Origin of the sequence: Curtobacterium sp. MCBD17_040 (genome assembly GCF_003234805.2) — a bacterium.
Taxonomy (GTDB): Bacteria; Actinomycetota; Actinomycetes; order Actinomycetales; family Microbacteriaceae; genus Curtobacterium.
Genome location: NZ_CP126273.1, coordinates 2,418,504 through 2,440,725 on the forward strand (window position 1 = coordinate 2,418,504; position 22,222 = coordinate 2,440,725).

Genomic DNA, 22,222 nt, shown 5'->3' on the forward strand with positions numbered 1-22,222 from the left:
CCCCACCCCGGACGCGCACGGTCACGAGCCGTGCGCGTCCGCCCGTCCCCACCGGAAGGACCCATGCCCGCGCTCGTCCGCCTCGAGGCCGTCTCGAAACGCTACGTCCGCCGCGACCACGACGACCCCGTGGTCGCGGTCGACGACGTCACCCTCGACGTGGAGGAGGGCGAGGTCCTCGGCATCATCGGCTACTCGGGTGCGGGCAAGTCCACGCTCGTGCGGCTCGTCAACGCGCTCGAGCTGCCGACGTCGGGACGGGTCACCGTCGCCGGTCAGGAGCTCACGAGCCTGCCGGAACGCGACCGGCGTCAGGCCCGACGCCGCATCGGCATGATCTTCCAGCAGTTCAACCTGTTCCGCTCGCGCACGGTCGCGGGCAACGTCGCCTACCCCCTGCGCGTCGCCGGGGTCCCCCGCGAGGAACGGGACCGCCGGGTGGCGGAGCTCCTCGACTTCGTCGGTCTGCTCGACCGCGCGCACGCCTACCCCGAGCAGCTGTCGGGCGGGCAGAAGCAGCGGGTCGGCATCGCCCGGGCGCTCGCCACGAACCCACCGCTGCTCCTCGCCGACGAGGCCACGAGCGCGCTCGACCCCGAGACCACCACCGAGGTCCTGTCGTTGCTCCGCCGCGTGAACCGCGAGCTCGGGGTGACGATCATGGTCATCACCCACGAGATGGACGCAGTCCGGCAGATCGCCGATCGCGTCGCCGTGATGGAGCGCGGCCGCGTCGTCGAGGTCGGCGACGTGTACGACGTCTTCTCGGCGCCGCGCACCGAGGCCGCGCGTCGATTCGTCCGATCGGCGCTGCACGATCGGCCCTCCGCGGCGACCCTCACCCGGCTCCGCGACCGCCACCCCGGCCGGCTCGTGACCGTGCGGATCACGGACGAGCACGGCCTCCAGGCGCGGATCGACGCGGTGTTCGCCGTGGCCGGCGTCGGAGCGGAGCTCGTGTACGGCGGCGTCAGCGAGATCCGCGAGCGCCGCATCGGCGCGCTCACCTACGAGCTCTCCGGCGCGGACGCCGCGGTCGATGGCGCACTCGCGGCACTCCGGCAAGCAGGGGTCACCGCGGACGAGGAACGACCGACCGCCCCGACACCGGACATCGCCGACGGCCCGACAACGGAGGAGGCCCGCTCATGACCACCGGACTGCAGGGGTTCCTGACGACGATCGACGTGTACCTGTCCTCGATCCGGGACACCCTGGTCATGTCGCTCGTCTCGTTGGTCGTCGCGGGCGTCATCGGGCTCGCGCTCGGCCTGGCCCTGTACGCCACTCGACCGGGCAACCTGCTCGGACACCGCGGCGTCTTCACGGTCCTCAACGTCGTCGTGAACATCGTCCGGCCGATCCCGTTCGTGATCTTCCTGGCCGCCGTCGCACCGTTGTCCCGAGGCGTCGTCGACACCACGATCGGGGTGCCCGCGGTGACGTTCGCGATCTCCCTCGCGGCGGCGTTCGCCGTGGCCCGGATCGTCGAGCAGAGCCTCGTGTCCCTCGACCCGGGCGTCGTCGAGGCCGCGCGGTCGTCCGGCGCGCACCCGCTGGCGATCGTGCTGACGGTGCTCATCCCCGAGGGACTCGGGCCGCTCGTGCTCGGCTACACCTTCATCTTCGTCGGCATCGTCGACATGACCGCGCAAGGCGCCCTGGTCGGTGGGGGCGGCCTCGGCGAGTACGCGATCACCTACGGGTCGCAGCGCTACGACTGGTGGATCGTGTACATCTCGGTCGCGACGATCGTCGTCATCGTGCAGCTCGGCCAGTTCGTCGGGAACCGGTTGGCGCGGGCGACGCTCCGGCGCTGACGGCGGACGGGAGGGCCGGGACCGGCCCGCACCGCGCCTCCGGGCCCGGCGCTGACGGTGGACGGGAGGGCCGGGGCCGGCCCGCACCGCGCCTCCCGGCCCGGCGTCGACGGACGGGAGGTGCGGGACCGGCCCGCACCACGCCTCCCGTCCGGCGCGACGGACGGGAGGGCCGGGACCGGCCCGCACCGCGCCTCCCGGCCCGGCGGGTGGCGCGGGTCAGGCCGCCGGCTCGGCGACCGACGACGGAGCGCCGCTGATCGCGGGGGCCTCGTAGTGGGCGGTGACGAGGATCGGACGGTGATCCGATATGCCCGCGGGGAGCGTCTCGACGCCCGCGATGTGCAGACCGACGCTCGTCGCGAAGTCGAAGTGGCCCGTGAACCGGCGGTACCGCAGGTAGGTCGGCTGGTCGCTCAACGAGAGGGCGAAGCCGTGCTCCTCGATCTTCTTGCGGAGGTTCGTCTGGAACCAGGGGTAGTTGAAGTCCCCCACCATGATCGCCGGTGCCTCGCTCGACAGGTCACGGACGAACTGGTGCGCGGCCTCGATCTGCTTGCGCCGCAGGCTGTTCGTCGCCGTCAGGGGCGAGGCGTGGAAGGACGCCACGATGACCTCCGCGTCCGCCTCGTGGTCCTCGAGGTGCATCGCGATGAGCCGCTCGTGCGCGGGCGCGAGGACGCGGTCGTGCAGGGACTTCTGCAGCGAGTGGATCGTGAAGTCGCGCACGTCGAACCGGTCGTCGCGCTTGTAGATCGCGAGCCCGAGCCGATTCGCGCTCGTCGACGCCGCGAGGGTGAGCCCCCCGACCTCGGGCGCCAGGTCGTTGCTGTCGCACTCCTGCACGCACAGCACGTCGGCCTGGGACGCCTCCGCCAGTGCGGCCAGCTCCCCGTTCGCGGTGTGCTCGCGCAGGTTGTAGCTCACCACTCGGATGGCTCGCTGCTCTCCGCCCTGCATGTCGCCTCGCATCCTGCCGTTCGTCGTTCGTCCGACCTGGTGGTCGCGCGCCAGGGCAGGGCCCCGGCGCCGCCTCCGGACCGTACCCCCGGTACGCAAGCGCTCGCTGTGACTGTATCGCCGCGAGGCGCCCGAGGGTACGGGGCACCTGGACCCCGGCCGTGAATGACGGACGGCCGAGCGGCCTGGCCCTACCGTTCGGTTCATGAGCTACAGCCAGCCTGACCCTGCCGAAGAGTCCACCACGCCCGAGGCGCCCGAGCAGCCGGACACCGACGCGCCCGACGAACGCCAGCAGTCCGCCGAGGACATGCCCGACGGCCTGCACGGGACGAACGACCACGCCGACCTCGGCGACGACGTCGACTCGGGCAGCCCCGAGCAGTGAGACCATGGAGGACCCGCTCGCGTGGCGGGTCCTCCACGCATCGCCCGGTGGTGCGGATCCTCCCGCGGCGCGCACCACTCGGGGGCGCGCCACTCGTCGTGCCTCCGCTCAGCGGGCGGCCGCGCGGCGAGCCGGACGCACCGCTGACCCGGCGTCGCGGCTCATGAGCACGCCCTCGAGGCACGCTGCCGCGAGCAGCACCGTGACGACGACGAACGCCGCGTCGTAGGGCACGGAGGACCCCGGGCCGCCGAGCGGTGCCGCAGCGCGGAGCACCACCGCGGCCACGGCCACGCCGAACCCGGCGGCCACCTGCTGCAGCGTCGACGAGAGCGTGTTCGCCGGGGTCATCGCCGTGGACTCGACGTCCGCGAACGCGATCGTGTTGTACGCCGTGAACCCCACAGAACGTGCGGCACCGCTCACCACGAGCAGGACCGCGAGCACCCAGAACGGCGTCGTCGGCGTCAGGAACGTCATGAGCACGACGGACACCGCGGCCGTCGCCGTCGAGCCGATGACGACGGGCCGATACCCGAACGCGCGGAGGAGCGGCGTCGTCGTCGGCTTGATCCCGAGGTTGCCGACGAACACGAACAACACCGCGGACCCCGCCGCGACCGCGGACCAGCCCCAGGCATCCTGGAACAACAGCGGCAGGACGAACGGCACCGCCGACACACCGAGCCGGAACAGCGAGCCCCCGGCATGCGACACCCGGAAGGTCTCGAGCCGCAGTGCGTCGAGCCCGAGGATCGGGTGGTCCGCCCGGCGGAGGTGTCGCACCGCGAGCCAGCAGCAGACCGCCCCGACGACGCCCGCGACCGTCGCCGCGACCACCGGCACGTGGGTGAGGGACAGCAGCGACGCCATCACCACGAGGCCGCCCAGCCCGAGACACGCGAGCACCGCGCCCACCCAGTCGAAGGGCACGCGCTCGGCGCCACGCTCCTGCGGCACGAGGACGGCCGCGGCGACGAGTGCGACCGCGCCGAACGGCAGGTTCACGAGGAAGATCCAGTGCCAGGACAGCGCGTCCACGAGCACCCCGCCGAGGAACGGCGCGACGATCGGTGCGGCCAACGCCGGCCACGTGAGGATCGCGATGGCGGTCACGAGGCGGTCGCGGCCCGCGCTCCGGAGCACCACGAGCCTCCCGACCGGCACCATGAGCGCGCCACCGAGACCCTGGACGACCCGCCATGCCGTCAGGGTCGCGAGCGAGTCCGCCGCGGCGCACAACCCCGACGCGGCGGTGAAGACGACGATCGCGCCGAGGAACACCGTGCGCGACCCCACCCGGTCCGTCACCCATCCGCTCACGGGGATGAGGACCGCCAGGGTCACGAGGTACGCCGTGATCGCGATGCCGACCGCCGCCGAGTCGACGCCGAGGTCCCGCCCGATCGCCGGCGCCGCCGTGCTGACGATCGTGCCGTCGAGCAGCTCCATGAAGTACGTGCCCGCGACGAGGACGGCCAGCGCCGTCGCGCTCCGTCGCCGTCGTCCGGTCTGCGCCTGCGTCGTCGCCTCGCTCATCTCCGTTCGAGCGTAGTCCGACGCGCGTGCCCCGGCGGTCCCCCCAGGAACGCCGTCTATCGTGGCGGCGTGAGGTCTGCTCGGAGGGTGCCACCCGCCCGCGGTGAGGTGGCTGCATGAGGGGCCCCGACGAACTCGAGCGCCCCGCTCGGCCCGCCGCCGTCTCGGTCGTCGCCCGTCCCTCCCGGAACCGCCTCGCCGACCTCGCCGTCAGCACACCCGCATGGGCGGCGATCCTCGTCCTGTTCGCGGCGTCGCGGATGCTGTCGACCACGTGGCTCGCCCTGGTGTACCCGCTCATCGTGCGGGCGCAGCCAGCGAACGCCATCCGCGGCAACGACCACGGGTTCCTGACGTTCCTGACGAGCTGGGACGGCCAGTACTACGAGGACATCTCCCTGCACGGGTACCCGTCCGTGCTCCCGACAGACGCCCTCGGGCACGTCATGCAGAACAACTGGGCGTTCCTGCCGGCGTTCCCGTTCACGATCCGGATGCTGACGGCCTCCACGGGCCTCCCGTTCCGGATCGGCGCGCCGCTCATCGCCACCATCGCCGGCCTCGTCGCCGCATACCTGCTGCACGCGCTCGTCCGCGAGCGCGCCGGCGGCACCGCCGCGTTGTGGGCCGTGTTCTTCTTCTGCCTCGGGCCGCTCTCGTTCCTGCTCGAGGTCGGGTACGCCGAGAGCATGTTCCTGGCACTCGTGTTCGGTGCCCTCCTCGCCATGCAGCGGCGGCGGTACCTGCCACTCACCCTGCTCTCGGTGGTGGCGGCGTTCACCCGTCCCGGCGAGCTGGCGATCCCCCTCACACTCGGGGTGGTCGCCCTCGTCCGGTACGTCCGCGACCGCGGGTCGTTCCCCGTGCGCGAGCGACTCACCGTCATCGGGACCGGACTCGTCACCGCCGCCGCAGGTGTCGCGTGGCCGGTCATCGCGTCGCATGCCACCGGCCGGCCGAACGCGTACCTCGACACCGAGATGTCGTGGTGGGTCAACTTCATCGGTCGGGTGCACTTCGTGCCGCTCTCGCCCTGGTTCCTCACCGCGGCCCGCTGGGTCGGTGTCGGCGGGGTGCTGCTCGTCATCGCCATGGCCGTCGCGTACGGCGTGTGGTTGTCCCGGCGGTCCACGCGCGAGCTCGGGCTCGTCACCGTCGTGTTCGCGGCCGCGTACGCGCTGTACGTGTTCGCCGTGTCGATCCCCATGGCCTCGACCCCGCGGCTCCTCATGCCGCTCGCGCCGCTGACGGGGTCGCCCGAACTCGTCGCGCGGCCGTGGGCACGATGGATCATGGTCAGCGGGGCGCTCGTCGGGCAGCCGGTGCTCATCGCGGTGCTGTGGCTGATGGGGCCGCCGTAGCCAGAGGCGGACGCGGACCGGCCCGCTGGCGGTGGTCCACCGACTCGGGGATCTGGGCCCGGTCGACGGCGTCGGGAGTACGGTCCCGGCCATGACCGGTCCGCACGATGACGACCCGACCCTGGTCCGGAACCAGCCGGCCCTGACGACCTCGGACGGCACGATCTGGGTCGTGGTCGGCGCCATCACCGCGATCGTCGTCGGGCTCGTGATGTGGCTCATGGGGCTGCTCGTGCCCGCCGTGGGATGGACCGGCCTCGTGCTCGTGCTCGCGCTGTTCGTCGCCATGCTCGTCGTGCGGTTCGCCGTCCGGCACGTGCGGCACCGGCTCGCGACGCTCGCGGCTCTCGAGGGCGCGATGGTCCTCGTCGGCCTCGTGGTGGTGTTGGTCGTGCTCGTCGGGCAGGCGCGCGCGGTCGGTTGACGGGGTGGCTGCCCGGACCCCCGCCGGCGCGGCTCGCGGCTCGCGGCTCCGCGGGGTGCGGCTCGCGGTGAATCGCCCCGGGTCTGGTGGAGGGTCTGAATCCCCGAGAGGATCGGACCATGCCAGCACCGAGGAAGTATCCGCAAGAACTGCGGGAGCGTGCGATGCGGCTCGTGCAAGAGGTGCAGAAGGAAGACTCTTCGCTGTCGTTGAACGCGGCCGTGATCCGGATCGGGTCGCGCACGGGGGTGAACCCCGACACGTTGCGCGGCTGGTGCAAGCAGGCCGCGATCGATGCCGGTGAGCGTCCCGGGACCACGAGCACCGACGCGGCGCGGATCAAAGCGCTCGAGGCGGAGAACCGGGAACTCAAGCGCGCGAACGAGATCTTGTTGGCGGCGTCCTCGTTCTTCGCGCGGGAGCTCGACCCGCGACTGCCGTGGTGACCCAGTTCATCGACGAACACCGGAACCGGTTTGGGGTCGAGCCGATCTGTCGCGTGCTCACCGAGCACGGCGTCATGATCGCCCCGTCCGGCTACTACGCGTTCAAGACCCGGGCCCGCTCTGCCCGGTCTATCGCGGACGAGGCGCTGCTGGCGGAGATCGAGCGGGTGTTCTGGGACCGGGACCTTGGCCGTGGCATCAGTGGCGCGCGGAAGATCTGGCGGCTGCTGCGCCGCGAGGGCATCACCGTCGCCCGCTGCACCGTGGAGCGCCTGATGCGCAAGCAAGGACTGCGTGGTGTTCGGCGGGGCAAGCAGTTCGTCACCACTCGAGCGGACGAGCGCGCGGTGCGGCCGCCGGATCACGTGCAGCGTTGTTTCCGCGCGGATCGGCCGAACGAACTCTGGGTGGTCGACTTCACCTACGTGCCGACCTGGTCGGGGATGGCGTTCACCGCATTCGTCACGGACGTGTTCTCCCGCCGGATCGTGGGGTGGCGGACGATGAACCGGATGCCGACCGACCTGCCGCTCGACGCGCTCGAGATGGCGCTGTGGGTCCGCGATCGCGCCGGCGAGGACATCACGGGCGTCGTGCAACATTCGGATGCCGGGTCGCAGTACACGGCGCTGCGCTACTCCGACCGTCTCGCCGAGGTTGGCGCGGTCGCATCGATCGGGACCGTGGGCGATTCGTATGACAACGCCCTCGCCGAGACCGTCGTCGGGCTCTACAAGAACGAGTGCGTGAAGATCGACGGCCCGTTCCGCGGCGCCGACGACCTCGAGTTGGCGACACTGTCCTGGGTGCACTGGTTCAACGAGAACCGACTGCACTCCTCGATCGGATACATCACCCCCATCGAGAAAGAGAACCAGTACTACCGTGAAATCAACAGCCGACGACAGTCGTCGCCGGGACAACTCGCCCTCCACTGAACCCGGGGCGATTCAGGGGTGTCACCGGCGGAGTTTCCCGGGACCTCCCGGGCGTGCGGCGAGTCAGTCGGTCCCCACGCCCGGCCCGCGGATCACGGTCTCGACGTCGACGACCTGGGGCGTGGCGGGCATGGAGGCGAAGCCGAACCGGACCGGCGGGTCGAGCGGTGTCAGGGTGCCGAGGTCAGCGCCGTCCCACGTGCCCGTCACTGCGGTCACCGCATGAGCGCCGGTCACGCCGTAGTACTCCCGCCGACCTCCCCCGGCAGAACCCGCGGTCCCCGCCCCGCGCACCAGCAGGCGCGCGACCGGATCGACGATCGCGAGCCATCGGGGATCGGTGGCGATCCTCCGCGGAACGAGCCGGAGCAACCGGCCGAGGAGTGTGATCGCGCCGACGGTGACCTCGAGGTGGAGCGGTCCGGCGTCGAACTCCAGGCCACGTGTGGTTCGAACGAGGTGCACATCGACGACCCGGGTCGCGTCGAACCGGTAGGTGCTCGACACGTACCGCTCGACGAGTTCGTCCGGCGCCAGGAGCAGGCTGCTGCCGTCGGGCAACTCGACGAACACGTCGGTGAAGTGCCGGAACGGGGAGTCCTGCCACATCCCGACGACGATGCGGTGCCCGGACGTGGTCCCGACGCCGAGGATCCGTCCGCGGAACCGCTCCTCGCGCGCTGAGCGGTCTCGTCGGCTGGACGTGTGGGCCATCGCTGGATGCTACCGGGGCGCGGCCGGACGGACGCACGAGGGTCACCGCCGTCGCGTTGTCACATCCGCCGTACGGGAGGAGGCGCACCGGACCCGAGTTCGGGTCATCGGATCCGGTGCACGCGGGCACGAGCGGACGGCCGTCTGCATGACACAGCTCGACGCGGCTCGCCCCTTGTTTGTGTTCGGTGCCCTCCGCCTCCGGGTTTGGTCACGGATCACCATTTCAGGGAGGCCCGTGGCGCCTCGGTCAGACCGCGGGGACCTCCTCAGCGAGCATCTCCTCGACGAGCGGCTTGACCTTCGTGCCGTACAGCTCGATCGACCGCATCATGTGTTCGTGCGGGAGTCGACCGGTGCTGTAACGGAGATCGAAGCGCGAGACCCCGAGGATGCGCATGTTTCGCGCGATCTTCTTCGCGACCGTCTCGGGCGATCCCACGTAGAGGGAACCGCCCGCCGACAGGCCAGCGCGGTACTGCGACTCGTCGAAGGGCGGCCACCCGCGCTCGCGTCCGAGCCGATCCGTGACGTCCTTGTGGTACGGGTAGAACAGCTCGGCCGCCTCGTCGTCCGTCGCTGCGACGAACCCTGGCGAGTGCATGGCGATCGGCTGCTGCGGGAGCTCGAACTGGTCGAGCGCCTGTCGGTAGAGGCGCGAGAACGGTGCGAACTGAGCGGGCTGACCGCCGATGATCGCGAGGAACAGCGGGAACCCGTAGCTCGCCGCCCGGATCACGGACTGCGGCGAACCCCCGACTCCGATCCACGTCGGGATGCGGCCGTGTTCGGTCTTCGGCCAGACCTCTTGCTCGTGGAGCGGGGCGCGCTTCGTGCCGGACCAGCTGACCGGTCCCTCTTTGAGGACCTCGGCGAAGAGCTCGAGCTTCTCCTCGAAGAGGGTCTCGTAGTCTGCGAGGTCGAATCCGAAGAGCGGGAACGACTCGGTGAAGGACCCGCGGCCGAGCACGACCTCGGCGCGCCCGTTGGACAGCGCGTCGACGGTCGCGAACCGCTCGTAGACCCGCACCGGGTCGTCTGAGCTCAGCACCGTGACCGCGGAACCCATGTGGATCCGTTCGGTGCGCGCGGCGATGGCCGCCAGGACGACCTCGGGTGCGCTGACGGCGAAGTCGACGCGGTGGTGTTCACCGACCCCGATGAAGTCAATGCCCACCTGGTCGGCGAGGACCGCCTGCTCAACCACGTTGCGGATGCTCTGGGCCTGGGTCAGACGGACACCCGCGGTCGTCTCGGTCACGTCACCGAACGTGTCGAGCCCGAGCTGGACCGCTCCGACCCGGTCCGGCGCCGCGGGCGGGACGTCGACCGGACGCCCGGGTCCCGCGCCACCACCGCTGATGTTGCCGAATGCGCTGCCACCCATGAAGTCCTCCAGACGGATCAATGCGTTTGCATGATCCTACAACCGGTTCAGTACGCCAGAATTCCGCGATGCGACGGGAAGGCGCGGGAGCATCAGGAACGCGTGCCGAGCCTCCCGGGCGTCGCCAACCGCGCGTGCTCGAGGACCACGCCGGACGGTCCGACGGCCGCGGCGACGACCGACAGGGTCGCGAATCGGCCGTCGGCACGGAGATCGTCACGGAGGATCGCGTCCGGTCGGTCCGGCGCGACGTCGGCACCCGAACGGAGCACGGCGAACCAGTCCTCCCAATCGGCCCCGAGCCCCGTCGTCGGCGCCTCCACCGCGAGGAGTGGCTCGATCGACGGTGGCGGTCCGACCGGAGCCGATGCGTGGCGGAAGGGATCGAGCCACCGAGCGATCCGTGGGAGCGCGACGTCGTCCGGAGCGCCTTCCGTCACGACGTGGACGCCCGGTCCGAGTCCTCGCGTGAGGACCCGCGCACCATCCCACGACGTCACGCGCACCCCCTGCGGCGTGGCGTGGACCAGGTTGTAGGAGCGCTCGGTCGGCCGCTCGCTCGCCCGGGTGGCCCCCGTGACGGCGTCGAGCGGAAGCCACCCCCGCGTCGCCCAACCGCCGTCCGTCGCGGGCACGGGCTCGGCGCGGTTGAGGACGACCGCGAGGGCTCGGCGAGGAGCGGACGCTGCGAGCCACGCGCCCCCTGCCGTCCGATCCCGGACACCGACCACGTCGTCGCCGCGGTCCTGCCACCAGGCGCGTGGGGGGTCCCAGGGACGGGACGGGTCCTCGTCTCGCAGTGCGAGCAGGGTGACCGGCCACGCGGTGTCGGGTTCGACCCGGACGACGACGGTGCACATGCGTCGATCATCGCACCCGCCCCACGACGTCCAGGGCTCGCCTGGCCACCTGTGGAGTCGCCTCGACGTCGAACAGCATGTGGACGCGATGGCGCCCGAACGCCCCTGCCCAGGCTCAGCGGACGCGTGACACAGCGCGCACTGTGGAGAGAGCGATGCGTTGTGGAGGACGGCCTGCCGCTCCCTGCCCGCTGGTACCGTCGGCCGGGCGGGGATCGGCCCCGCCAGAGCGGAGGTCGACCGTGTCACAGTCCGAGCAGCGCCGGACGATCGTCGTGGGCATCACCGGCGGCATCGCGGCGTACAAGGCCGTCGGAGTCGTGCGGGCGTTCGTACGGCTCGGACACGACGTCCACGTGGTCCCGACCGAAGGAGCACTGCGCTTCGTCGGACTGCCCACACTCGAGGCCATCAGCCGTAACCCCGTGTCGACGAGCGTGTTCGAGGAGGTCGCGGAGGTCCGCCACGTCGCGCTCGGGCGCCGCGCGGACCTCGTCGTCGTCGCACCGGCCACGGCCGACTTCCTGGCACGGACCGCGGCGGGACTGGCCGGAGACCTGCTCGGAACGACCCTGCTCGCGACGACAGCACCGGTCGTCGTGGCGCCAGCGATGCACCCGCAGATGTGGGACCACCCCGCAACCCGCGCGTCCGTCGCCACCCTGCGGGAGCGGGGCGTCCACGTCGTCGGTCCGGAGGACGGGCCGCTCACCGGCGAGGACTCGGGGATCGGGCGCATGAGCGAGCCCGACGACATCGTCGCGGCAGCGCTCGCCGTCCTGCCCGCGAGCGGAACGGGTGGACGCGACGAGCCGTCCGCTGCGACGACGGTCACCACCGCGGCCGACAGCCGGGAGGCCCGCCACGGGTGGACACCGACCGCTCCCGTCCCCCACGTCGACGAGTCGCCCACCGCGCCCGAGACCGCGGTGCACCCCGACGCTCGACGCGGGGACCTGTCGGGCAACCACGTCGTGGTGAGTGCGGGCGGCACTCGTGAGCCGGTTGACCCCGTGCGGTACATCGGCAACCGCTCGAGCGGGCGGCAGGGAGTCGCGATCGCGGCCGAGGCAGCCCGCCGGGGAGCCGTCGTGACCCTCGTGGCGGCGAACATCGAGGACGCGGTGCTCGCTGCCATGGACGACGCGCCCGATGCACTCCCGGTCGAGGTCATCCGGGTGGGCACCGCGCTCGAGCTCGCCGATGCCGTCCACGCCGCCGCGGTGGCCGCTGACGTCGTCGTGATGACGGCGGCCGTCGCAGACTTCCGTCCGGCCGAGGTCCGACCATCGAAGCTCAAGAAAGAGGACGCGGGCGACCACCTGACGCTCGAACTCGTCCGGAACCCCGACGTCCTCGCCGACCTCGTGGCGGCGCGCCGTGCGGGCCAGCTCGTCGTCGGGTTCGCGGCCGAGACCGAGCCCGACCGGGCCGCTCGCCTGGACCTGGCCCGCGACAAGCTGGCCCGCAAGCCCGCCGACCTGCTCGTGGTGAACCGGGTCGGCTGGGACCACGGGTTCGAGCGTGGCCACAACGCCGTCGAGGTCCTGGCTGCCGGAGGCGACGTGGTGCGCGAGGCGTCAGGATCGAAGGCCGAGATCGCCCATGTGGTGCTCGACCTCGTGGCGACAGCGCTGACGTGACCTGCGCAGCGGAATCCGGGCCTCCCGGGCGCCGCGGCGGCTCCGGCCGCCCCGCTCGCTCGGGCCGATTCGAATGCCGATGCAGCACAGCCGACCGGTCCAGGATGGCCTGATGCGACGAACACGACGCGCGCGCCGCGCGGCCACGACGGCTCGCGGACTCGCGATCCTGCTCGCCGGGGCCGGCGTGACCCACTTCCTCCGTCCCCGTGTGTACGACGGGATCGTGCCGGAGGCCTTGCCGACTCGTGCGACGACGATCGGTTCGGGCGTCGCCGAGGTGGCGGTGGCGGCGGCGCTGGCGGTGCCACGCACCCGGCGGATCGGCGGATTCGCGGCTGCCGCGCTCTTCGTCGCGGTCTTCCCCGCGAACCTCAAGATGGCGCGTGACCTGCTCGACGACCCGCGCTCGCAGCGACGGATGCGCGTGGCGGCCCTGCTGCGCCTCCCGCTGCAGGTGCCCCTCGTGCGGTGGGGCCTCCGCGTCGGGATGGACACCAGGCCATGACGAACGGACCCCAGGAGCTCGACGCCCTCGCCGACATCCTCGTGGCGCAGACGGCCGCGCCGCTCCCGCACCGAGCCGTCACCGCGCACCGCTGGGCGGACGTGGTGTTCGCGTCCTGGCGGATGGACGCGGACACGGTGGCCAGCCTCGTGCCACCGCGGACCGAGCCGGACCGGATCGACGGGAGCGCATGGGTGTCACTGACGGCGTACGAGTTCCGCCGGACCACCGTGCCGCCGCTGCCGCCGCCCGGGCCGCTCGGTCGCCTGACGGAGATCACCGTCGAGGTGCCCACCGTCGACGACGCCGGTCGACACGGAACGACCTACCTGACCGTGGACACGCAACACGTGCCGGCCGTGCTCGCAGCGCGCATCGGGATCGGCGTGCCCTACACGGCAGCGCGAGCGGGATCACGGCGCGACGGGGACGTCCTCGCCCACCGCACCCGCCGACGGCACGGCGGCGCGTCAGCGTCGGTCCGGGTCCGTGCTGCCGGAGGGGTCACGCCGGACGCGCTGTCGGTCGCTCTCACGCACCGCCCGGGTGTCCACGCCCGCCACCTCGGCGTCACGTCGTGGTGGCGGCGCTCGCACGCTCCCTGGCAGCTGCGTGCCGCCCGGGCAGAGGAACTCCGCGGCGACCTGCCCGACGTCGTCGGGTTCCCCCGTCTGCTCGACCGCGTGCCCGACCGTCTGCTCGTCGGGGACGGCGTCGACGTCGAGTACGCATGGGGAGGCCTCGTCCGATGAGCACCACCGACGAGGATGCCGACCCCTTCGACCTCGAGCGCTTCAGGCGCGCGCAGGCCGGCGTCTTCGAGCAGGCGCTCGCCGAACTCCGCGCGGGCCGCAAGCGCTCGCACTGGATGTGGTTCGTGTTCCCGCAGATCGCTGGCCTCGGCAAGAGCGCGACGGCCGTGCGGTTCGCCATCGGTTCGCAGCGGGAGGCACGGGCCTACCTCACGCATGCCGTCCTCGGTCCACGCCTGCGCACCGCGGCGACCGTCGTCGCAGAAGCGCCTGCCCGCGACGCGATCGCGCTGCTCGGTGAGATCGACGCGGTGAAGCTCCGGTCCTCGATGACGCTGTTCGCGCACGTGGCGGAGGACGCGGCACCGTTCCGCGCCGTGCTGGACCGTTGGTACGGCGGCGAGGAGGACCGGGTGACGCTGGACCTGCTCGGCGGGTGACATCAGCATCCGCCACGTCACATATCAGGTAGCATCGCGGTACTCGAACCCGACGAGGGAGATCCGCCATGCCCGTTCCCGTGACGCCGCCCGCGCATCACCGGCTCCTCCGCGACACCGTCCGCGACCGCATCCACGAGGCCATCATGGACGGCACTCTCGAGCCGGGCGAGCGCCTGAACGACGAGGACCTGATCGCCTGGCTCGGTGTGTCCCGCACCCCCATCCGGGAGGCCCTGAGTCAGCTCGCTCGCGCCGGTCTCGTCGAGATGGCGCCGAACCGCTACACCCGCGTGACGCGGCCGGATCCCACCCAGGTGATCGAGGCCCTCCAAACCTTGGGGGTGCTCCTCGGTGGTGTGGTGCGTCTCGCGGTGCCACGTCTGTCCGGCGAGGAACGTGCTCGGGTGCTCGCCGCCCTCGACACCACGATCGTCGAGATGGCGAACCACGACGTCCTCGGGGCGAACCGTGACGCGCTGGCCCTGTTCGGGATGTTCGTCGACGCCTGCGGCAACGCCTCGCTGGTGCGGGTCTGTCGCGACACGATGGACGGACTGGCCTTCCGCCTCCGCTTACGGGACCTCGATCGGCTCGTGGACTGGGCGGGGATGACGGAGCAGTTGCGCGCTCTCCGGGCGGCGACGGCCGCAGAAGACGCGATCGCGGCCGAACTCGCGACCGAGGCGGTGCATCTGCTCCCTGTGTGACGGTTGCTCGAGGTGACGTCGCCTCGGGGGCCGACCCGGTCCTCCCGGCCGTATGATTGGTTCACATCAGCTAACCAATCGTGTCGGAGGCAGCACGTTGACCACAGCCCGCCCGGCCCTGTTCACCAAGGACCACCCCCACTACAAGTGGATCGCGCTGAGCAACACCACGCTCGGCATGCTCATGGCGACCATCAACTCGTCGATCGTGATCATCTCGCTGCCCGCGATCTTCAAGGGCATCCGGTTGAACCCGCTCGGCGCGGGGAACGTGAGTTACCTGCTCTGGATGCTCATGGGCTACATGCTCGTGACCGCCGTCCTCGTGGTCGGATTCGGACGACTCGGCGACATGCTGGGCCGGGTCCGCATCTACAACCTCGGGTTCGTCGTGTTCTCGCTCGGGTCCGTGGCATTGGCGCTCGACCCCTGGACCGGCGGATCCGGAGCCATGTGGCTCATCATCTGGCGACTCGTGCAGGGTGTGGGCGGTGCGATGCTGTTCGCCAACTCGACGGCGATCATCACCGACGCGTTCCCGGCGCACCGGCGCGGCATGGCGCTCGGCATCAACCAGGTGGCGGCGATCGCAGGGTCGTTCATCGGCCTCATCGTCGGCGGTCTGCTCGCCGTGGTCGACTGGCGGGCGGTCTTCTTCGTGAGCGTCCCGATCGGCATCATCGGCACCATCTGGTCCTACAAGTCGCTGCACGAGGTGGGGACGAAGAGCCCCGGGCGACTGGACATCCCGGGCAACCTCACGTTCGCCGCCGGACTCACCGCGGTCCTCGCGGGCATCACGTACGGGATCCAGCCCTACGGGAACAGCGCGACCGGGTGGACCAACCCCTGGGTCGACGGAGCGATCGGTCTCGGCGTGCTCATGCTCATCGCGTTCGTCGTCATCGAGCTCCGATCCGCCCAGCCGATGTTCGACCTCGGGCTGTTCCGCATCCGCGCGTTCGCGATGGCGAACCTCGCTGGTCTGCTCGCCTCGGTCGGTCGCGGCGGCCTGCAGTTCATGCTCATCATCTGGCTGCAGGGCATCTGGCTGCCGCTGCACGGCTACTCCTACGAGGACACGCCGCTCTGGGCCGGCATCTACATGCTGCCGATCACCATCGGCTTCCTCATCGCGGGGCCGATCTCGGGGACCCTGTCCGACCGGTTCGGCGCACGTGCCTTCGCCACCACCGGACTCGTCGTGGTCGCCGGGACCTTCGTCGCGCTCCTGCTCATCCCGGTCGACTTCCCCTACTGGCTCTTCGCGATCATCACCGGTCTGAGCGGATTGGGCTCGGGCATGTTCGGCGCCCCGAACCGCAGCGCGATCATGAACAGCGTGCCGAAGCACCAGCGCGGTGCGGCGTCCGGCATGGCGGGCACCGTGCAGAACGCCGGGACCTCGCTGTCCATCGGCATCTTCTTCTCGCTCATGATCGCCGGACTGTCGACCACGCTGCCGGGGACGCTCACGCGGGGCCTCAGCGCCCACGGCGTGCCCTCGACGGTGGCGGAGCAGATCGGCCAGACCCCGCCCGTGGGCTCGCTGTTCGCTGCGTTCCTCGGGTACAACCCGATCGGCAACCTGCTCGGGCCGTCCGGGGTGCTGCATCGTCCGGGCGTCGACGCCGCGACCCTCACGGGCAAGGAGTTCTTCCCGCAGCTCATCTCCGGGCCGTTCCACCACGGACTCGTCGTGGTCTTCGCCGCCGCCGCGATCATGTCCGTCGTGGCCGCCGTCGCCTCGCTCATCCGAGGCAAGCGATACGTGCACGCCGACGGCGACACCGGTACCATCGCCACGACCAAGGACCCGGTGACCGACGGAGCGCGTGCATGACCGAGACCCCGATCAACCGCGGCGACGTCGCCGCGCGCCTGGCCGTGGCGGTCGGACGCATCAATCGGAGGGCACGGCCCGGCACCGGCGCGTTGAGCTACGGCCTGGTGTCGGCGCTGTCGACGATCGTGCGGCTCGGTCCGCTGCGGCCCGGCGATCTCGCCCGACACGAAGTCGTCACGAAGCCGACGATGACGCGGGTGCTCAGCGACCTCGACGCGCGCGGGCTCATCGAACGGGTCACGGATCCACTCGACGGCCGCGCGTCCGTCATCACGGCCACCCCCGCGGGTGTCGCAGCCGTGCACGAGGCACGCCACGAACGCGCGGGCATCGTGTCGCAGCTGCTCGCTGATCTCGACGACGGCGACCTGCGTGCCATCGCGGGGGCACTCGACGCGCTCGAGCGGGTCGCACAGGTCGAGCCCCTGCCCGCGCCCTCCGGTCGTTCCGCCGCGCCAACTGGGTCGGTGCACTCCGCGCCCTCCGCGCACGCAGCCAGCGACGGGGCCGCGAGCGGCGGGGCCGGCGGCGGGACCGCGAGCGGCCGGGCTGGCGGCGGGGCCTTGAGTGACACCGTCTCCGGCGAGGCGCTCGCCGCAGTGCCGGCGGCGACCTCCCGGGCTTGACGCGAGCCGGTCCTCCTGGCGGGCGGATGTTACGGCGCTCCCTCCACAGGTCGTCGCCGTGCCGCGGTGTCCACGGCGGCACGTTCCGCCACCCCTGCACCGCCCCCGGCGCTGCCACTATGACACCGTGACGATCCCGAACAGCCCGACGCGACGGTGGCCTGCCGCCGGCCTGCGGCGGATGGTGCCCCGTGACCCGGCCGAAGCCCACCGAGCAGCCAGTCCGCTGGAGCTGTTCTTCGACCTCGTGTTCGTCGTCGCGGTGTCCTTCGCGGCGACAGACCTGCATCACCTCGAGGTGCGTGGTCACCTCGCGGACGCAGTCGCCGGCTACGTCCTCGTGTTCTTCGCGATCTGGTGGGCCTGGGTCAACTTCACGTGGTTCGCCACGTCGTTCGACACGGACGACTGGCTCTACCGCGTCACCACGTTCGTGCAGATGGCCGGCGTGCTCGTCCTGGCGGCCGGCATCGGACCGGCGATCGAGCACGGTGACGACTTCGTCGCCACCATGGGCTACGTGGTGATGCGCCTCGCCATGGTGAGTCAGTGGCTCCGGGCGGCGACGGCGCACACGCGGTACCGCCGCACCGCGCTCGAGTACGCCGTCGGGATCACCGTGGTGCAGGTGCTCTGGGTCCTCCGCGTCACGGTGTTGGCCGATCTCGCGTCGACCCTGACGTTCCTCCTGCTCGTCGTCGCCGAGCTCGCCGTCCCCGTCGTCGCGGAGCGCACGGACACCACCCCGTGGCACACCCGGCACATCGCGGAGCGATACAGCCTCTTCACGCTCATCGTCCTGGGCGAGGGCCTGGTCGCGAGCGCCAATGCGGTGATCGGGGCCTTGGCGGCGTCGGAGCGCATCGGGCCCCTGCTGGCCCTGGCCGGCGCGGGTCTCGTCATCGTGGCGGCGATGTGGTGGATCTCCTTCGCGCGCAGCCAGCACGACCGGATCACCTCACTGCCGAGGGCTCTGGCCTTCGGCTACGGTCACTACGTCGTGTTCGCTGCCGCCGCCGCGATGCCAGCCGGGATCGAGGTCGCGATCGCCGCCAGCGAAGGCACTGCGCGCCTCGCTCCAGCTGCGGCCGCCGCGACCATCTCGGTGCCGGTCGCCGCGTTCGTGCTCGCCGTCTGGGCGCTCGCGCTCCGGCCGACGCTCGGGAGGCCCACCAGCGCCCTCGTGGTCGTCCTCACCCTGGCAGCCGGGTTCAGCGCGTTCCTCCCGCAGCTCTCGCTGGTGCTGACCGCCATCCTGTTGGCGGCGATCGTCGTGACGCTCGAGGTCGCGGACCGGAATCGGGGCCGCGGCACGAGCGGGGTCCGGAGCCGGGGTCGGGCGCGAGCGGTCGCTCCGGCGTCCAGTCGAGTCAGCTGACCGGAGCGCGGGCCGCGTGCGCGGCGGAGACGCCTTCCCTGCCGACTGCAACCGCCACAGCCACAGCCACAGCCACGCCCGCTCTGTCCGCGGCGTGGGTAACGCCTGCTCTGCCGGCGGCGTCGGCAACGCCGTGAGGTTGATCGTGAGCCCGGATGGCGGAACGATGGCGACATGCCCTTCGTCACGGCCGTCTGCCGCGTGCACCAGCTCATCCCGGACTCCGGGACGGTCGGGGTGACCGCGATCGACAAGCGGCCGGTGACCGATCCGTTGCGGGTGCGTCCACTCGGCCTCCACGGCGACGTCCAGGCGAACCGCAAGCACCACGGCGGCGAAGACCAGGCCGTCTACGCCTACGCGGACGAGGACGCGGCCTACTTCAGTACGGTGCTCGGGCGTCCGGTGGAGCCTGGCCTGTTCGGTGAGAACCTCCGGACGAGCGGGATCGAGGTCAGCACCGCCGTGGTCGGCGAGCGCTGGCGGGTCGGCAACGGTCTCGTGCTCGAGGTGACGCTGCCGCGGGTCCCGTGCGCGACGTTCGCTCGCCGCATGAAGGTGGACAAGTGGGTGCGGACCTTCACGGACGCCAACCGCACCGGCGCCTACCTGCGCGTGGTCCGGTCCGGAGCCGTCCAAGTCGGTGATCGGATCGAGCGCTTCGACCGGCCTGCACACGGCATCACGGTCGCGGGTGTGTTCGCCGGCCTCGGGCGGGATCAAGCGGTCGTGCTCCTCGAGGGCGGCCGCGGGCTCCCGCACAAGATCGAGGCGGTCGCCCGGAAGGTGCTCTCGGGGGTCCCGGCCTCGCTCTGACGTGCGGTCACGACGGCACGGTCACGACGGCACGGTCACGAACGCACGGAGGACCCGCCCGCCCGATCGGGAGCCGCCGCCCGACGCGACTCGCTTCATCCCGCGTTGTCGGGAGCTGGCCGCAGGTCCCCGACGTCCCCGCGGCGCCAGGGGTCCAGCGGCCGCCGATGCCGAGGCAACCCGACGACCACGAGGTCGTACGAGTTGCCGACCAGATCCTCCACCAGGACCTCGTCGACGCCCGCACCCGGCGCGACCGTGATCCAGTGCTGCTTGTTCAGGTGGTACCCGGGCGTGATCTCCGGATGATCCCGAACGAGCGCCGCTGCGTGTGGCGGCCGGCATTTCAGGGAGACGATCGGAGTGCCGCGGAGCTCGCTGACGATGGCGAACACCTTGCCGACGACCTTGAAGACCTCAGCTCCCTCGCCGAACGGCTGCCCCTGCGTCACGGCCGGCAGCCCCGCGGCGACGCGCAATGCCGTCGCGTGCAGTCCGGGCCCGTCCATGCCCCGACCCTGCCGCACACCACCGACGCTGGCCCGGCCCTTCGCGACGTTCCTCCATCGCTCACCCGCGCTCTGGAGTCGCACGCCCCGCCTGCTCGCGCCGTCTCCCGCCGGACCGGCCGACACCCGCGGACACTGTGCCCGCCCGTCACACCGTCCCCGCGTGCCCGCACAACGGCCGCCACCACCCGGCCCCGCCGCCATCGCCGCTCGCCCCGCCGCCATCGCCGCTCGCCCGGCCGGGCGGCCCGGCCGGGCCGCGAGTCAGCCGGCCAGCCGGCCAACCGACCAGCCGACCAGCCGGCCACCCGGCCACCCGGCCACCCGATCAGCCCATCTCATCGTCGACAAGTCAGGAAAACGGCCTCCAGACCGCCAGAACCGCCGGAACCGGGAGACCCGTTCCTGAGCGAGCCACGAAGCCCGCGCTCTGTGCCCCCTCCACAGCGTGGTCGACACGGCGGTCATCCCCGGGTTCCTCCGGGAGCGAGCACGAAGCCGAGGCGACCCGGCACCATCGACGAGATGAACCACGTCCAACACCTCGTCTCCGCGGCGGGCGGGCTCCTGCACCGACGCGACCTGGTCGGCGCAGGAGTGCGCGACCGACAGTTGACCGCTGCCGTCAGGACCGGCACCGTCCGCCGCCCGCGCCGCGGGTGGTACTCGACCTGGGCGCCCGAGGACCCACGGTTCGTCGCCGTCCGCGTCGGGGGCCGGCTCACCGGCTTCATCGCACTGGCCCCGCTGCTGCCATGGAGCGCTGACGGGCGCCGCACACCGGCGCCGATCACGGTCTCCGTTCCGCGGAACGCCGCCCGTCTCCGGCCCCGACGTGGCGTCCGCGTCGTGTACGACCCGCCGCGGGTGCAGGACCGCGGCTCGGAGTGGGCAGTCCATCCTCGTGACGCACTCGCCCGCGCGATCGTGGACGCACCGTTCGACGAGGCCGTCGCACTGCTCGACTGGGCCATGCACTCCGGCGCACTGACGCGCGGCGACGTCCTGGCCGCGGTCGGCTCGCTCCCGGAAGACGCTCGCGGCGTCCTCGACTGGGCGGATCCCCGCTGCGAAAGTTACCCGGAGAGCATCGCCAGGACCAGACTCCGCCGAGCGGGCCACGCCGTCCGTCCCCAACTCCCTCTCCCGACCGGCGAACGCGTCGACCTCCTCGTCAACGGTGCTGTCGCACTCGAGATCGACGGTCGTGCCTTCCACGAGGCCACGTTCGAGCGAGACCGGCGGAAGGACCTCACGATCGCCGCGTCAGGTCTGGTCCCGCTTCGGGTGTCCGCGCGGATGATCGCGACGCTCTGGCCGCAAGTGGTCGCCGCCGTCGAGCGAGCCTCGAGGACGCGCTCGCACGGGCGCCGTTCAGCATGGGTGCGCGCGGTGCGGGAGACGCCCGGTGCTCGGCGACGGTGGCGCCTCCGCCGCAGCGGTCCCCTCCCCGCACCCACCTGGTAGCCGCGATACCGAGCCCCGTACACGGAGGGCCGGCACGATCCGGTGCGCGCGAGGCACCGTGTGAGCGTGTTCGCCGCCTCACGGCCCCTCCCGTCGCTCACGCAGCCCTTCCCTCGCCAGCTGCACTGCAATCACCTGCCGCTGAGCGGAACCGGCTCCCGGCCGCGAGCAGCCAGCCCGTCAGCGCCGACGCGGACGCGCGACGCCGGGTTGGCCCGTGACCAGCGAGCCGGGAGGCACGTCATGCGTCACGACCGTTCCCGCTCCCACCACCGAATCAGACCCGACGGTGATCGAACCGAGGACCACCGCGCCCGCACCGAGCATCACTCGGTCGCCGATGCGCGGGTGCCGTTGCCCCTGGCCGCCGCCCTTCCCGCCGAGGGTGACGCCGTGGTACATCAGTACATCGTCGCCGATGACCGCCGTCTCGCCGATCACCACTCCCATCCCGTGGTCGATGAAGAACCGCCGACCGATGCGCGCGCCCGGATGGATCTCGATCCCGGTGGCCGTTCGCACCATCTGCGACAGCACCCGGGCCCCGAAACGCGATCCGGGCAGACCGCGAGCTCGCCACAGGCGCCGCGCGATCCGGTACCCCCACACGGCGTGGAGGCCCGAGTACAGCACCGCGACCTCACCGTCGGCGCGCGCCGCGGGGTCGTTGCGCCGGGCGGTGGCCACGTC

At 71.7% G+C, this 22,222-nt stretch carries 23 protein-coding genes and 1 other annotated feature; of the genes, 16 read left to right on the plus strand and 7 right to left on the minus strand.

Annotation, left to right across the window (positions count from 1 at the left end; translation table 11 throughout):
- The first annotated feature begins 63 nt into the window (after positions 1–63).
- Positions 64–1,152 carry a methionine ABC transporter ATP-binding protein gene (locus tag DEI94_RS11360; RefSeq protein ID WP_111027822.1) on the plus strand — a complete coding sequence of 363 codons (1,089 nt, stop codon included), beginning with the start codon at positions 64–66 and terminating at the stop codon, positions 1,150–1,152.
- The gene (locus DEI94_RS11365; RefSeq protein ID WP_111027821.1) at positions 1,149–1,820 is read left to right on the plus strand and encodes a methionine ABC transporter permease; all 672 of its coding nucleotides are present in this window, start codon (positions 1,149–1,151) and stop codon (positions 1,818–1,820) included. The genes DEI94_RS11360 and DEI94_RS11365 overlap by 4 nt, the downstream gene beginning before the upstream one ends.
- Positions 1,821–2,039: 219 nt before the next feature.
- Here the strand turns inward: DEI94_RS11365 and DEI94_RS11370 are convergent, their stop codons facing one another.
- Positions 2,040–2,780: an endonuclease/exonuclease/phosphatase family protein gene (locus tag DEI94_RS11370; protein WP_258368790.1), complete on the minus strand. Its 741-nt coding sequence runs from the start codon at positions 2,778–2,780 to the stop codon at positions 2,040–2,042.
- Positions 2,781–2,985: 205 nt separating this feature from the next.
- Here DEI94_RS11370 and DEI94_RS11375 point away from each other — a divergent pair, with 205 nt between their 5' ends.
- Entirely contained in the window at positions 2,986–3,168 is a 183-nt protein-coding gene (locus DEI94_RS11375) for a hypothetical protein (protein WP_111011606.1), read from the plus strand.
- A gap of 108 nt (positions 3,169–3,276) precedes the next feature.
- Here the strand turns inward: DEI94_RS11375 and DEI94_RS11380 are convergent, their stop codons facing one another.
- The gene (locus DEI94_RS11380) at positions 3,277–4,707 is read right to left on the minus strand and encodes an MFS transporter (RefSeq protein WP_111027820.1); all 1,431 of its coding nucleotides are present in this window, start codon (positions 4,705–4,707) and stop codon (positions 3,277–3,279) included.
- A gap of 116 nt (positions 4,708–4,823) precedes the next feature.
- Between DEI94_RS11380 and DEI94_RS11385 the strand changes: the two genes are divergently transcribed.
- From DEI94_RS11385 to DEI94_RS11395, 3 genes are all read left to right on the plus strand, one after another.
- Positions 4,824–6,068 carry a mannosyltransferase family protein gene (locus DEI94_RS11385; protein ID WP_111014092.1) on the plus strand — a complete coding sequence of 415 codons (1,245 nt, stop codon included), beginning with the start codon at positions 4,824–4,826 and terminating at the stop codon, positions 6,066–6,068.
- Between the two features lie 91 nt (positions 6,069–6,159).
- Positions 6,160–6,492, plus strand: a complete 333-nt coding sequence (locus DEI94_RS11390) for a hypothetical protein (RefSeq protein WP_146244130.1) — start codon at positions 6,160–6,162, stop codon at positions 6,490–6,492.
- Between the two features lie 119 nt (positions 6,493–6,611).
- Positions 6,612–7,876 (plus strand): IS3 family transposase gene (locus tag DEI94_RS11395; protein ID WP_284183709.1). Its coding sequence is split into 2 segments (ribosomal slippage): positions 6,612–6,903 and positions 6,903–7,876, totalling 1,266 coding nucleotides; the frame shifts between segments, so codons are not numbered across the junction.
- Positions 6,896–7,024 (plus strand) — a sequence feature (AL1L pseudoknot). Its footprint overlaps the gene before it by 129 nt.
- A gap of 63 nt (positions 7,877–7,939) precedes the next feature.
- Here DEI94_RS11395 and DEI94_RS11400 read toward each other — a convergent pair.
- The 3 genes from DEI94_RS11400 to DEI94_RS11410 all read right to left on the minus strand — a co-directional run bounded on the left by DEI94_RS11400 (position 7,940) and on the right by DEI94_RS11410 (position 10,837).
- Positions 7,940–8,590 carry a hypothetical protein gene (locus tag DEI94_RS11400; protein WP_111027601.1) on the minus strand — a complete coding sequence of 217 codons (651 nt, stop codon included), beginning with the start codon at positions 8,588–8,590 and terminating at the stop codon, positions 7,940–7,942.
- Positions 8,591–8,840: 250 nt separating this feature from the next.
- Entirely contained in the window at positions 8,841–9,998 is a 1,158-nt protein-coding gene (locus DEI94_RS11405) for an LLM class flavin-dependent oxidoreductase (protein ID WP_258372358.1), read from the minus strand.
- 71 nt (positions 9,999–10,069) lie between these two features.
- On the minus strand, positions 10,070–10,837 hold the full coding sequence (locus DEI94_RS11410; protein WP_111027600.1) for an NRDE family protein: 768 nt from the start codon (positions 10,835–10,837) through the stop codon (positions 10,070–10,072).
- Positions 10,838–11,079: 242 nt separating this feature from the next.
- On the opposite strand from DEI94_RS11410, the gene DEI94_RS11415 reads away from it, so the two are divergent.
- From DEI94_RS11415 to DEI94_RS11455, 9 genes are all read left to right on the plus strand, one after another.
- Positions 11,080–12,480, plus strand: a complete 1,401-nt coding sequence (locus DEI94_RS11415) for a bifunctional phosphopantothenoylcysteine decarboxylase/phosphopantothenate synthase (RefSeq protein ID WP_258378090.1) — start codon at positions 11,080–11,082, stop codon at positions 12,478–12,480.
- Between the two features lie 112 nt (positions 12,481–12,592).
- Positions 12,593–12,988 (plus strand): DoxX-related protein, encoded by a 396-nt coding sequence (locus tag DEI94_RS11420; RefSeq protein ID WP_111027609.1) that lies wholly within the window; start codon positions 12,593–12,595, stop codon positions 12,986–12,988.
- Positions 12,985–13,740, plus strand: coding sequence for a DUF2071 domain-containing protein (locus DEI94_RS11425; protein ID WP_111027598.1), 756 nt, complete (start codon positions 12,985–12,987; stop codon positions 13,738–13,740). Before DEI94_RS11420 ends, DEI94_RS11425 begins: the two co-directional genes overlap by 4 nt.
- Positions 13,737–14,180 (plus strand): DUF1810 domain-containing protein, encoded by a 444-nt coding sequence (locus DEI94_RS11430; protein WP_111027597.1) that lies wholly within the window; start codon positions 13,737–13,739, stop codon positions 14,178–14,180. The genes DEI94_RS11425 and DEI94_RS11430 overlap by 4 nt, the downstream gene beginning before the upstream one ends.
- Before the next feature lie 68 nt (positions 14,181–14,248).
- Positions 14,249–14,890: a GntR family transcriptional regulator gene (locus DEI94_RS11435; protein WP_111027596.1), complete on the plus strand. Its 642-nt coding sequence runs from the start codon at positions 14,249–14,251 to the stop codon at positions 14,888–14,890.
- A gap of 97 nt (positions 14,891–14,987) precedes the next feature.
- Positions 14,988–16,733 (plus strand): MFS transporter, encoded by a 1,746-nt coding sequence (locus tag DEI94_RS11440; protein WP_258368793.1) that lies wholly within the window; start codon positions 14,988–14,990, stop codon positions 16,731–16,733.
- Positions 16,730–17,362 (plus strand): MarR family winged helix-turn-helix transcriptional regulator, encoded by a 633-nt coding sequence (locus DEI94_RS11445; protein WP_111027595.1) that lies wholly within the window; start codon positions 16,730–16,732, stop codon positions 17,360–17,362. Before DEI94_RS11440 ends, DEI94_RS11445 begins: the two co-directional genes overlap by 4 nt.
- Positions 17,363–17,489: 127 nt before the next feature.
- The gene (locus DEI94_RS11450; protein WP_258378089.1) at positions 17,490–18,740 is read left to right on the plus strand and encodes a low temperature requirement protein A; all 1,251 of its coding nucleotides are present in this window, start codon (positions 17,490–17,492) and stop codon (positions 18,738–18,740) included.
- A 174-nt stretch (positions 18,741–18,914) separates the two neighbouring features.
- A complete protein-coding gene (locus DEI94_RS11455) occupies positions 18,915–19,556 on the plus strand; it encodes an MOSC domain-containing protein (protein WP_111027593.1) in 642 nt (213 codons plus the stop codon).
- A gap of 95 nt (positions 19,557–19,651) precedes the next feature.
- Here the strand turns inward: DEI94_RS11455 and DEI94_RS11460 are convergent, their stop codons facing one another.
- Complete coding sequence (locus DEI94_RS11460; RefSeq protein ID WP_111027608.1) at positions 19,652–20,065, minus strand: MmcQ/YjbR family DNA-binding protein; 414 nt, start codon at positions 20,063–20,065, stop codon at positions 19,652–19,654.
- A 525-nt stretch (positions 20,066–20,590) separates the two neighbouring features.
- Between DEI94_RS11460 and DEI94_RS11465 the strand changes: the two genes are divergently transcribed.
- Positions 20,591–21,532, plus strand: coding sequence for a putative endonuclease domain-containing protein (locus DEI94_RS11465; protein WP_111027592.1), 942 nt, complete (start codon positions 20,591–20,593; stop codon positions 21,530–21,532).
- Positions 21,533–21,712: 180 nt separating this feature from the next.
- Here DEI94_RS11465 and epsC read toward each other — a convergent pair whose 3' ends face one another.
- Positions 21,713–22,219, minus strand: coding sequence for a serine O-acetyltransferase EpsC (epsC, locus tag DEI94_RS11470; protein ID WP_258368798.1), 507 nt, complete (start codon positions 22,217–22,219; stop codon positions 21,713–21,715).
- Positions 22,220–22,222 lie beyond the last annotated feature (3 nt).